12 protein-coding genes and 4 pseudogenes are annotated in these 11,518 nt (G+C 61.0%); 5 read left to right on the top strand and 11 right to left on the bottom strand.

The window, feature by feature from the left end; translation table 11 throughout:
* Positions 1–200: 200 nt before the first annotated feature.
* Positions 201–1,151: a sce7725 family protein gene (locus YO9_RS0110340; protein ID WP_016997399.1), complete on the bottom strand. Its 951-nt coding sequence runs from the start codon at positions 1,149–1,151 to the stop codon at positions 201–203.
* Between the two features lie 7 nt (positions 1,152–1,158).
* Positions 1,159–2,046, bottom strand: a complete 888-nt coding sequence (locus YO9_RS0110335; RefSeq protein ID WP_031273077.1) for a sce7726 family protein — start codon at positions 2,044–2,046, stop codon at positions 1,159–1,161.
* 268 nt (positions 2,047–2,314) lie between these two features.
* Here YO9_RS0110335 and YO9_RS18010 point away from each other — a divergent pair.
* Positions 2,315–2,566 (top strand): annotated as a pseudogene (locus YO9_RS18010) (helix-turn-helix domain-containing protein); the annotation flags it as partial.
* A pseudogene (locus tag YO9_RS18005) lies at positions 2,544–2,881 on the top strand (IS30 family transposase); the annotation flags it as partial. The pseudogenes YO9_RS18010 and YO9_RS18005, both read left to right, overlap by 23 nt.
* A gap of 43 nt (positions 2,882–2,924) precedes the next feature.
* On the opposite strand, the pseudogene YO9_RS21605 reads toward YO9_RS18005, so the two are convergent.
* From YO9_RS21605 to YO9_RS0110320, 3 genes and pseudogenes are all read right to left on the bottom strand, one after another.
* Positions 2,925–3,131: pseudogene (locus YO9_RS21605) on the bottom strand (DDE-type integrase/transposase/recombinase); the annotation flags it as partial.
* Positions 3,077–3,472: a hypothetical protein gene (locus YO9_RS17995; protein WP_223286405.1), complete on the bottom strand. Its 396-nt coding sequence runs from the start codon at positions 3,470–3,472 to the stop codon at positions 3,077–3,079. The pseudogene YO9_RS21605 and the gene YO9_RS17995, both read right to left, overlap by 55 nt.
* A 631-nt stretch (positions 3,473–4,103) precedes the next feature.
* Entirely contained in the window at positions 4,104–5,273 is a 1,170-nt protein-coding gene (locus tag YO9_RS0110320) for a hypothetical protein (protein ID WP_223286404.1), read from the bottom strand.
* 524 nt (positions 5,274–5,797) lie between these two features.
* Between YO9_RS0110320 and YO9_RS17990 the strand changes: the two genes are divergently transcribed.
* The 3 genes from YO9_RS17990 to YO9_RS17980 all read left to right on the top strand — a co-directional run bounded on the left by YO9_RS17990 (position 5,798) and on the right by YO9_RS17980 (position 7,016).
* Complete coding sequence (locus YO9_RS17990; protein WP_223286403.1) at positions 5,798–6,103, top strand: hypothetical protein; 306 nt, start codon at positions 5,798–5,800, stop codon at positions 6,101–6,103.
* A complete protein-coding gene (locus tag YO9_RS17985) occupies positions 6,045–6,686 on the top strand; it encodes an integrase catalytic domain-containing protein (RefSeq protein WP_223286402.1) in 642 nt (213 codons plus the stop codon). Before YO9_RS17990 ends, YO9_RS17985 begins: the two co-directional genes overlap by 59 nt.
* Positions 6,687–6,755: 69 nt before the next feature.
* Positions 6,756–7,016 carry a hypothetical protein gene (locus YO9_RS17980; RefSeq protein WP_223286401.1) on the top strand — a complete coding sequence of 87 codons (261 nt, stop codon included), beginning with the start codon at positions 6,756–6,758 and terminating at the stop codon, positions 7,014–7,016.
* 564 nt (positions 7,017–7,580) lie between these two features.
* On the opposite strand, the gene YO9_RS0110310 is transcribed toward YO9_RS17980, so the two are convergent.
* From YO9_RS0110310 to YO9_RS20860, 6 genes and pseudogenes are all read right to left on the bottom strand, one after another.
* Positions 7,581–8,138: a hypothetical protein gene (locus YO9_RS0110310; protein WP_223286400.1), complete on the bottom strand. Its 558-nt coding sequence runs from the start codon at positions 8,136–8,138 to the stop codon at positions 7,581–7,583.
* Between the two features lie 38 nt (positions 8,139–8,176).
* Positions 8,177–8,353, bottom strand: a complete 177-nt coding sequence (locus YO9_RS17975) for a hypothetical protein (RefSeq protein ID WP_223286399.1) — start codon at positions 8,351–8,353, stop codon at positions 8,177–8,179.
* A 67-nt stretch (positions 8,354–8,420) separates the two neighbouring features.
* Positions 8,421–9,820, bottom strand: a pseudogene (locus YO9_RS0110305) (MFS transporter).
* The gene (locus YO9_RS20870; RefSeq protein WP_317259811.1) at positions 9,817–10,449 is read right to left on the bottom strand and encodes a spermidine synthase; all 633 of its coding nucleotides are present in this window, start codon (positions 10,447–10,449) and stop codon (positions 9,817–9,819) included. Before YO9_RS20870 ends, YO9_RS0110305 begins: the two are co-directional and overlap by 4 nt.
* 14 nt (positions 10,450–10,463) lie before the next feature.
* Positions 10,464–10,691, bottom strand: a complete 228-nt coding sequence (locus tag YO9_RS20865) for a hypothetical protein (protein WP_317259812.1) — start codon at positions 10,689–10,691, stop codon at positions 10,464–10,466.
* Between the two features lie 37 nt (positions 10,692–10,728).
* The gene (locus YO9_RS20860) at positions 10,729–11,271 is read right to left on the bottom strand and encodes a hypervirulence associated TUDOR domain-containing protein (protein WP_016997392.1); all 543 of its coding nucleotides are present in this window, start codon (positions 11,269–11,271) and stop codon (positions 10,729–10,731) included.
* Positions 11,272–11,518: the final 247 nt, after the last annotated feature.

Genomic DNA, 11,518 nt, shown 5'->3' with positions numbered 1-11,518 from the left:
TCTGTGAAGGGCCCACATAGCAATCGAGCACCATTTCGAACCATTGACTCAATAAGGATGGATCAACAAGAGTTGCATCTTGGGTTTTACAGTATCCACAAACACCTATGCAAGGTGATCCTGCATTATCGGCGACCACTTTCGGGATGATACTCCTAGTGAGCCCTGGGTCACCGAAACAGTCTGCACAACAGTACTTGCTAGACATCTGCCCCACTTGCGTGATAATGAGCCAGCGTCTCAAGGTGATGTTTTATCGAAAGCTTCTTGACGTATCCGAGACCTGGGAAATGGTCCCGTTGATGCAAGTCACGAAATTCTTTAACCGCGCTTGTTTCAAGAAGGTTTGAATTTCCTTCGTTTAGCTTTAATATTAGCTTATCTAGTGCCTGAGAGAATTTTCCCGCAGGGTCTATTGGTGTGTCATTCGTATCAGACTTGAAGTGGTAAACGAACATGGCATCATCCTGGTCCGGATCGATAAAGGTGAGATGAATTGCCACAGCGTAGGCCGGACCGCCCCCCTCACTGTAGTTGTCGCCGACTGTAAGAAAGTCGCCGTACCCGTCCATGCCCCTATCTTCGTAGGTGACATGAAGATCCGAAAACATGTCAACCATCTGATAGTCAGCATTCTTCATCTGCACAAAGCCATCACCCACAAGGACCCGGGTGCTCTTGGAAAAATGCCGTCGATAGAGCATATTTGTTTGGTCATCTATGAAAATATTACGAAACGAAGACGCTGTTTCTCCAATCAACTCAGAGAGGACGCGAGCTTCGGTGTACCCAGAATGCACGAGGGCAGTTCCTTGCTCTTGATGCTTAGAAAGCTGCTCTATAGCTTGAGCCCTGGAAGTCTCACTAGTCAAAAGAATTCCAGCGCGGATCGCGTCGTTCCACCGGTAATCTCTCTCTAGAAGAGCCGCGATGCTATCGCCGTTCTCTCTGTGGTCGCCGTGCCGCGGGTTGACAACCACTACCGCTTGCGCACCGGCGCTCGTAATTGCCTTTAGAGCTTTCTCGAGACCGCCCAAGGACTCCCGTACTGGTTCAATGATAGGGACGAAGCCAGAGGAAGCGATCAGTTCCGCTGATTCCCGTATTGCAATAAGCTCAAACTGCTTGCCTCGAAAATATGGGTAATACATATGCGTCTCATTTCCAGGCAAGCGCCTCGACTAGCGGTGTGTCAACAGCTTCCTTGATGCGAACCCTGCTTCTGAGGTTAGGTTTTGCGGCTAAGGATGCAGCTCTGAGCGATACAGGAACTGATCCGATGAAATCAGCGAGACTCGCCTGCGACCGGCTAGATCTAAGTTCTTTGACCATCTCATCGTGGACGATCATGGGGTCGAGTTCAGAGAAGATGCGCTTTAGCTCGAAGCGCATTTGAGTGTTCGGAACTGAGGGAAAATCTTGTCTAAGGTTTTTCAGAATAGAGACAGCTTCCTCCACTCGCAAAATTTCAAGGATCATTAATGCAGAAATTCGTTGGGGTTGATTTTGCGCTTCGCGTTCAGTCTGAAACCTGAAACGACCCGAGAGTGTAATTACACCTACGTCTTTGGGAGTTGCCTCGAGAACTTCATGAAGATGGGAAGAACTTACCACTACATTGACGCTCGCAAAAACTCGACGGTAGTTCTCTATCTGGTTTTCCAGTCGAGCCAGAGAGTCTCGTTCAGATTTGATTTCATAGGCTGTTGACGTCCCATTAAGCACGACTACATCGGCTTTGCAGGAGCCGACGCGAACCTCGTTGAGCAGGGTCGCTGTACTCAGAGAGTGCCTGCCGAGAAGAACCTTTTGCGTAATTGCTGAGCGATATACATAATCATCACGGATGCCGGACGTTTTGAGAATACTAAAAGCTTTTTCAAATGCTGTACCGACAGTCGAATCGGATGATATTTGTGCGGCAATCTGAGTCTGCTCAATTAGTCGCGTAAAAAGCGGCGAACGGCCACGCCGCCCAAAGTCTCGAATAACGCTTGCTGAGAAAAGTCGGCTAAGTGCAGAAGCCTCTTTTTTGTCGATTTCCATGCCGTCTCCTCTCCTGGAATACGTCGATGCTTGGGCATCTCTATCTAGGCCAGACTACCGTGTACACCTCCGTCGGCTCGCGGGGCTCGCGAGCAGGTGACGAGGCAGTACGACCGCTCTTCGGGATCACGCCCACCCCTTGGGGGGGCCATCTAGATGTTGTGGGTCATGAGGTTCTTGTCGCGGGTGCGTCGATGAGATGAGGAACGGGCTCCTCGCCACAGGATGGAAGTTCCTACACCGTCCACCCGCACGAAAGAGCCCGTTCATGACCCACGTTAATGCACCCCTGACCCCGACCGGCCGGCTGCGCATGGTCTTGCGCCACCTGATCGATGGAATCCCCCAGGCGCATGTGGCCACCGAGTTCCGGGTCTCCCGCCCCACAGTGAGCACCTGGGTGGCCCGCTACCTCCAAGACGGTGAGGAGGGCCTGATCGACCGGCCCTCGACCCCGATCGCCTCCCCGTCCCGCACCCCGCTGGAGGTGGTCGAGCACATCGAGGCCCTCTGGTCTGCGCCGGTCGCTGACCTGGGACCGTGGCAAGAAACTCTCGGCCCATGCCCTGTTCACCGCTCAGACCGGGGTGGCGGTCTACTTCGCCGACCCCAAGAGCCCCTGGCAACGCGGCAGCAACGAGCATCTCAACGGACTGCTGCGCCAGTACCTGCCCAAGGGCACCAACCTCTCCCGCTGGGACACCCACGAGATTGCCGCCGTGGCCCACGCCATCAACACCAGGCCCCGACGCATCCCGACTGGCGCACCCCCGCCGAGGCCTTCGAAGAACAGGTACTCTCGGCCCCACAGCACACTGTTGCGACGACCGGTTGAATACGGCTTGACTGCCGCGGTCGCTGTGGATCACGCAGCCGACCACCGTGCCACGGCCGGTCACCGCGCTAGGCAGGGCCGTGACCGCCAAGGACGCCTTCATCTTCGAGTCAATGCAGTAGCCAACGATCCGGTTGGAGTAGACGTTCTTGATCGCGCATAAATAATGCTTGCCTTCGCCGGTGTGGTGCTCGGTCAGGTCCGTGAGCCACAGCTGGTTCGGCGCGGTAGCCGTGAAGTCGCGTTCCACCAGCTCGTCATGGACTGGTGGATCGGGCTTGTGGTCGAGCCACGCGTGTTGGAGTGGACGCTGAAGAGCGGTTGGGCCCAGCACAGCCGGTGCACGCGGTTCTCCCCGGCATGGATGCCGTGGTCGGCCAGCTTCTCGGCGATGAACCAGTAGCCGAAGGCCGGGCCCTCGGCATGGCTGGTCATGGCGGGGTCGATCAGGTGCGCCTCGTCCCAGTCGCGGTCAGTGACCGGGTTCACCTTCCACTGGTAGAAGGCCTGGTTGGAGAAGCCCAGTATCGGGCAGGTCACCGCGACGGGGATCCCGTCGGCGGCCAGGTCGAGAACTAGCGGAAACTTCATTGTGGGGCCAGCTCGTTAGGCGTTGAACGCAGCGGCCCGGCGCAGGATCTCATTGCCCTGCTCGAGCAGGAGGTTGCGCCACCTCAGCGCCCGCAGCTCCTGTGACTCGGCGGTGGTGACGCCGGCACGGACGCCATCGTTGACGTCGACCCTGCCTAACCAGTTGTGCAGGGTTATTTCTTCAGATCCCGAAGTCGCGGGCGATCCGCGACAGCCGGGCCTCATGCTTGCGGGCCACCGCCACCACGTCGCGGCAGAACTCCTCGGGGCAGGGCTTGGGCATGGAAACATCCCTACCGTGAGGACGGATCCTCACAAGTCAGGAGTCAAGAAAACCCGGGGCAGTCTCAAGACAGGGTTCGAAGCAGTTGTGTGTCGCCTATTGTGCATCACCTTTCTCGAACCTCCTCGAAGGCGCCATAAAGCCCATGGGCGAGAAATAGCGGGGCGAGACTTGGTGGCTTCTGGGTCTCCACGATTGACCATCTTGAGGTGCCTGCGCTCGATCCCACGTTGAGGACGACTTGGAGAATGAATACCTCTTCATCGTTGCTTGACCCTGTTCGAGGGGCCGATGTATCGGGAACGGGAAGTAGCTGAGGCAAAAGGAGTCAGTGCGCTGAGGCAACGCCTACGCCTGACGGCGTTGCAGCAACTCTTCCAAGAAAGTGATGAGCCCGCAGACGAAGAGCAGCCCCTGTGCAGCGTTACGGCGATTGAACTGCCGGCTGTTGACCGTGTGCGCCGTCGCGTTGCGGTTGAAGGTTGACGGCACGACATCGCCGTTCCTCGCCCAGAACTGCTGGTAGGCCTGCCACATGGGAGCGAGGGCAATGAACTTCCGGATTCCGAATTCATTGTAGGCGTCCGAGTTCTTCGTTTTCTTATTGGGCGTATAAAGGTAGCGCTTGTCCCCAAGGTAGTCGATCAAGAGAGCATCCGTGAGTGAGCCAACGAGAGCTTGAGCCGCTTGAGTGTGCCCAGCATCAAGGGCGTCGAGAGCGGCAATCGCTGTCGCGACGTAGGTATCAAGAGCCTCCGACTCACAAGCCTTAATTGCCTTGCGGCAGTCAGACGAGATGGCCTTCCATCTCCGGCCAAGAATCTCCCGTCGCTCTTGCACACTGTTGGCTCGGACGAGCGCAGCCGCGATGCTCTGACGAGGAACGTTGTAGAGGCCTATGCCGTCGAGCATGACCACAGCCTCCACGTCGTCAAGGCCGAGGCCCTCGATATCCCGTAGGTTCGGTGGCCAGAAGGCCGTCTGCAGCTTGTCGAGGTTCAGGATGATGTCTTTGAACCACGATGTCTGCTGCACGCGGAACTGCTCCGCGAGTTTCGTGTATTGGTTGATCGCACCGAGGTCAAAGTTCTTCGCGAGTTGATCGATGATCGACTGCGCTTGGAGCTGGGGGGCGCCGAACCTTTTGATGATGTCACTGTTAATAACGCCCAGGTTGTTGGTCCAAGCGTCCTGCATATGAATGGCAGGGAAGACAGGCTTTGCGATCTGGTCGTAGGCACCGTGCGTGCCCATGAATCTGTTGATCACTTCGGACGAGATCCCGATCTGTGGCATCTGGGGTAGGGCGAACTTCGGGATCTTGTAGTTGGCAAGCGGATTGACGATGGAACTGCGAATCTTCTCGGCGGACCTTCGCAACTCTTCTTGCTCCTCTGGAGTCAGCTCCTCTTGTGAGTTACCCGAGGCCTTTGCCCGTCGGTTATGAAGGGCCCTTCGAAGAGCCTCGCTTGCTGTATCCGACGAAGGTTCCTCACTGCCTTCGCCCTCCTCGGGCATGTCGGACTCCTCAGGAACCTCAGGCTGTTCGTCGATACCCATGGGACGAAGTTTACTTTCGCGCGCCTGGGGGTACCAGACGCGGGAGAAAATGCCCGCGGCAGCTCCTTAGCTGTTGCCAGCTCCGTGATGCAGTTCGGAATCGAGTACAACGCTGTGACCTGCGTAAACGCAGCAACGTTACCAGCAGAAGCCGAACCAACCGGGCGTCGATGTACAACGCGCGCGTGATTGAAAGCATCCTGATCCACGTAGTACCTGAACTGGGGTGGCGGGGAGGTAAGCCTGCTCCGCGCCAGAGGGTGGCGGTGCGAGTGTCCTCTGCTTCCTTCGCAGACACAACCTTGAACGGGCCGTTGAGAGCAATGGTCCTCTTCACTTCGTTTATCGGCAACCCAGCGCGTTGACTCATTAAAGATGCCCGCGTAGCGGCAATCGAGGAATCATTTGAAAGTGCCCGCGTAGCGGCGTGTCTGCCGAGCCGGTATTTGCTGGCCTGGCCACGCTGAGCCATGGAGCTTTCGATGAGCGAACGCAGAGCCGTCACGAAGACCACCGCCGCCCGGTATGCCCAATCAGACCGGGCGGCGAAGAAGACCATCCTGGACGAACTGTGTGCACTGACCGGCTGGCACCGCGACCACGCGCGCAAGGCCCTGCGTCAGGCGTTGGTCCTCAAACAAGTCAAGCCACGGCCGCCGAGGCCGCCGCTGTACCCGGAGCCGGTGATCGAGGCGCTTCGGTTTTGCTGGGCCGTCCAGGGAACGGCCTGTGGGCGGCTGCTCGCCGCAGCGTTGGCCGGATCTGGTCCCGCGTCTGCGCCGGTTTGAGGAACTGGAGATCGACGACCCGACGGCGGCGCTGTTGCTGAAGATCGCCCCGGCTACGATCGACCGCCGGCTCAAGGCCGATCGGGCGAAGCTTGATCCACGGGGACGCTCGCATACCAAGCCCGGGACGCTGCTCAAGGACTCGATTCCGATGCGGACCTGGGCCGAGTGGGACGAGGCGAAGCCGGGGTTCGTAGAGATCGACCTGGTCGGTCACGAGGGCGGCAATCCCAAGGGCGAGTTTTGCTTCACCCTGGATATCACCGACATCGCCACCGGTTGGACTGAGACCGTCTCGGTGAAGAACAAGGCCCAGAAGTGGGTTTTCGCGGCCCTCAAGGCCGCCACGACGAAGTTCCCGTTCCCGATCCTGGGCATCGACTCGGACAACGGCAGCGAGTTCATCAACTGGGAGTTGTTGCGCTGGTGCGAGCAGGAGGAGTTGACGTTCACCAGGTCCCGGTCGGGAAACAAGAACGACGGGGCGCATGTGGAGCAGAAGAACTGGCATATCGTGCGCCAAACCCTCGGGTACCACCGCTACGACACCCCTGCCGAGCTGGAGCTGCTGAACAGGATCTGACAGCTGCAGCGGCTGCTGACGAACCACTTCGCCCCGCAGCAGAAACTCGTCGAGAAGGTCCGTAACGGCGTGAAGGTCAGTAAGAGGTACGACGCACCGGCCACCCCATACCAGCGCGCCCTCACCCACACGGACACGGTCAGAAAAGCTGTAAAGACCAAGCTGACGAAGGAAAACAAGCCCTTAAATCCAGCCGCGCTCCAACGGCAGGTCCAGGCGCTCTGTGCCGAACTGCTGGCCCTGACCACGGCCAAGCAAAAAGCCAAACCAAGTCCAGCAGTCCGGGCAAAACCAAATGATTCCACGAATCAATCCAGCCGGGCATCTTGACATGATTCCCCGGGCCCAGTCTGAGGGTCTACCTGAAGCATCTCGACCCTAGTTTCCTACTTCGGTCCGGAGGACATATTGGCGATCGAAGAAGACCCCGTGCCCCCATTAACTTGTATACGTCTGGCGCGAAACGTCTCCGCAGAAAAAACTTAGGCGTCGCTTCGACCACACGGCGCACGGACTTGATCCGCCTCTTACCCCGTTAGCTTATAGCTGGCCCCGGAGTATTGCGGGATGGTGCGGTCAGCGGGTCCGGCCGCTGGGCATGATCGTTTGCCCTCAGTCCTTTGTTGTACTGCTCCCCAGAAGCTGGACTGAATAATTTGGTTCCGACTCCGGGGAAGCAATTTCATGCGTACATATAATTCACTATCCGCGGACCAACGGTCCGAGACGGTAGCTCGCCCGGCGCCTTTACTTGCACCTCAATGCGGCTTCACCCGGGAAATTGGGGGTTACGAGATGTAGAAGCTTCATGGGGGCTCTATCTTTCTCGAGTGGTCAAGACCAGTCGGCTAGTGGAAACGGGGCTCGCTCCGCGGCTGCACTGGCTGGAATCCTTTACTCCACTGACGAACGTGTAGGCCACACCCCCAACCGCCCATCAACCGCATGGATCTCGTTGGTCAGGCTGGTGCCACCCGATCCGTCCAGCGGGGCGATGTCCACGACGATGCCCGTTTGCACGTCCAGATGGACGCGGTAGGTCGTGGGAAGTCCACGGTCGCTCCAGGTCGGGTCCTCAGGACCATACTCCACCAACCGACTGACAGCGCTGTCCAACAACGGGCAGCAGCTGCACCGCGGGTCGTAGCCGCCCTCCCACTCCTCGCCCTTTCCCGTCAGCGGTCGGCAGGTGGCGGCCCAGGTAGGACGACCACGGACCGTGGTGGCCTCCACATCGTCGATTTCCACTCCGTAACTGAGTTCGAGGGGATCGAGCATTGCCGTCCACAAGTAGTCCTGCCACATGGGGTCACCGTGCTCGACGTGCCATCCCTCGGGACGCCGAGCGACCAGACCGTTCGGACGCAGCACCGGCTCCGCTGGCGGCTCAGGCGTATAAGGAGGCGCGGTCCCGCTCTCGACCATGAGGATCGAACTGGTGCTGTAGGGCACGCCGTCGTTCACCTCGAGGCCCCGGGAGGTCCGCACGCTCACCCGCCCGATGCTGCGGTCGAGCCAGGCCTCGACCGGTTGCCGTCCGGGGCGCTGCCGCCGAGTCGCTGACGCCTGTGGGTGAAGTGCAGCGTGGTAAAACGCCACGGCGAGCTGCGGGCCAGCGCACGGAAGTCCTCGGCTTCGGGTGCAATGGGCAGGGGACCGACGTTCATAACACCGAGTAGAACACACGCCTTCCCGTCCGAACAGCCCTCACCGCCCGCTATCAATGCGGCGAGTTCAGGGGCTCGTTTCCCGCGCCTCACCCCGCTCCCCCGCGCCCCGATCCTCGGCGGCCGCACGGGCATACTCGGCGGATACACGGCGGTACACAGGGGTAAGGAAGGCAAGGGCCGCGGCCAGGATCATCAACGCGCCGGCGCACAGGAAGATGAGCGCGATTCCCCGGGCGGTGCCCTCTCCCAGCAGCGGTTCCAGTGCTGCGGCCCCGGCGTCGCTGCGGGCGTAGGGGATGATCCAGAACTCGGCCAGCGGCGCCACCACGAAGGCGGTGACGGGCGCGGCCGAGGACTCGAAGGCCATGGCGAACCCGAACACGCGGCCCTGCCGGGCCAAGGCACCACGCGCTGGATGACGGTCTGCTCGGCCGCCTCCACAGCGGGGAACAGCGCCATGTACAGCCAGGTGCCGGCGATGTACAGCCACCCCCACTCCCGGATCGTGAACAAGGCACCCAGCAGGCCCAGCACCATCACCACCAGCAGCATGGTGCGCAGGGGGTTGCTGCCCAGCCCCACCTTCCCGATCACCGCGCCGCCCACGATGAACCCGGTGGACGCCAGGGCGAAGAGGCCACCCCACATCTCCACGGAGAACAGCTCCAGCCCGTAGGGATCCATCAGGGCAATGTAGGCGCCTCCGATGAAATTGTTGAAGGTGCTGAAGATGATCAGGGCGAACAGCCCGGCCACCGCCATGACCGCGCGCCAGGAACCGGCCAGATCGAACCCGCCGTGGGCGTCCGACGGCGCGGGCTCGGCTTCTTCCGGCATCCTCACCGTGAGCAGGTGCCCAAAGGCCAGGGCGGTGAGTACGACGGCGATGACCACCGTGGCGCCCATGCCCAGCAGGCCGATGGACAGCCCCGAGAGCACCGAGGTGACCATGAAGGCGATCCCCTGGACCATCCCGACCAATCCGTTGGCGTTGGCGCGTCTTTCTGGTTCCACGAGGATGGTTACCGTGGTGGACAGGGCGATGTTGCGCATGTTCTCCACCACGGCCCCGATGAGGGTCACGGCCGCGAATCCCCAGAACCACGGACCGTCCAGCCGAGCGATCTGGCCCTCCGGGGCGAGGAGAAAGACCGCACCGGCGAGCAGGAACATCACCAGGGTGAACAGTGCGGCAAAGCGCATGACCGCCAGCTTGCGGTAGCGGTCCACCAGCGTGCCGAAGCTGATGGAACTCAGGGCGAGCAGCAGCATGTAGATCCCGCCGACCACCCCGGTGGCGATCACGTTGCGGGTTTCCAGGTAGATCCAGAACGTCAGGGCGAACCACAGGTAGCTCGTGGTCAGGTTGGCCACGGCCGTGTTCACCAGGATGTTCACAAACGTGCGACGCCGCGACGGCTCGGATCGTGCCTCAGAAACCGGTGACGTTCGGTTCTCGGTCACACATTGAGCGTAGTGGAACTCGGAACCGCCGGACAGGGCCCAGTGCCGCAGCAACAACCATTGGCGTGCTCCGCTGACCCGGCGGTCGGTGCAGGCCCTTGGTCACCGCTCCTCAAATAATTCCCCCAACCCCTCCCCATCCAGCACACCCGCCGGATGCGGCCCGCGGCCTCGAAGGACTCCGCCCACTCCCGCGGCAACGGACGCAGACCGCCCACCAGGATCAGATTCCCGGCGTGCTCACGCGTGAACAGCTGCCGTTCCGCCAGGCACCACACATCGGCAAAGACCGAACGCATCACCCGGGCCTGGTCCGCGAAGAACTCCAGTCCGGTGTCGTCGCCCACGTTGACCACCATGACCCCGTCCGGGGAAAGCAGCTGCGCGGCCTCCTCGTAGAAAGAGGCCTCCGTGAGGTGGGCGGGCGCATCGGAGCCGGTGAAGACGTCGAGCACCACCACGTCCATGGTGCCCGGTGCGGCCACGTGCGGGAGTGCCGCGCGAGCGTCGTCGACGACCATCCGCACGTCCGCACCCGCGGGCAACGGCAGCGCCTCGAGTACAAAACCGGGCAGCTCCGGCGCCACCTCCACCGCTACCTGCGCCGATCCGGGGCGCGTGGCCGCAATGTAGCGGGCCAGGGTCAGAGCGCCCGCGCCAGGTGCACCGCAGTGATCGGGGAGCCCGCCGGCGCCATGACATCCACCACGTTGCCGACCCGCCGCAGGTACTCGTAGAAGATCTCCTCCGGGTGCGCGAGGTTCACATGCGACTGCTCCGCGCCGTCCAGGGACAGCACCCACCCGCCCTCCGTGAACCTGTCCGGGGCGATGTCCGCGTGCACTCCGGACGCCGTGAGGTAACTGCGCATGCCGTTCATCGAGCCGGTGAAGCCGGGCCTTCCCCGCTCACTCCCCGTCGATCTTCTGGGACTCGGCCCAGTCCCGGCCAGGATCTCCGCCCCACGCATCCCACGCCACACGACCCGGAGAGGGGTAGCCGTCCTCCCCGCCGTGAAAGCCCTCGGCGGAGCGGTCCACCTCATGTCGCTTGAAGTACGCGCGCATCTTCTTGATGACCTCATCGTCCACGGTCTGACCCTCGGCCAACTGGTGCGCGCGATGCTCACCGGTGTCCGTGAAACCCTTGCCGGCCTTGCCCTCGTCGATCCATTTCACGGCGCGCTGGGCCGCCTCCTGCACCTTCTGGGGTGGGCGGTGACCTGAATCGTCGTCCTTCCCGTCATCCGTGGCGCCCGACAGCGCGGACTCGTGATGGGCGGCCTGCGAGCCGGTTTTTTCGGATTCCACCACGTACACGGGATCGTCCTTGTCGGCCCGGAACGTCTGGTTCTTGAACTCCAGGTCCTTCGTGTGTTTGGACTGCACGGTCCCGTACGTTGTGCCCTGCGCAGTGTTCCATCCGACCCGGTCACCCTTGCTGAAAGCCATGTGAACGCCCTTCTCGTCATTGACCGCAGAACCTGCCGGGCCGGGGTTGCGTTCCGGCCGGCCCCGTCCGCGGGCCTTCAGTAGACCACACGGGACGACGCCGCGTCACCGGCGCGTACCCGCCCGCCGGCCCATCGATTTATGGTTCCCTATTCCCGTAAAACGCCTCACAAAACGTAATAGGAACCATAGATCTCACGGTGGCCCCGAGCAGACCCCCGCGCCCACCCCGGCGCCCGCTCCGGCC

The sequence above is a fragment of the Kocuria atrinae C3-8 genome, from assembly GCF_000286355.1.
Taxonomy (GTDB): domain Bacteria; phylum Actinomycetota; class Actinomycetes; order Actinomycetales; family Micrococcaceae; genus Kocuria; species Kocuria atrinae_A.
Note: the sequence above shows the minus strand (reverse complement) of the source record. Positions and strands in the feature narration are given on the sequence as shown.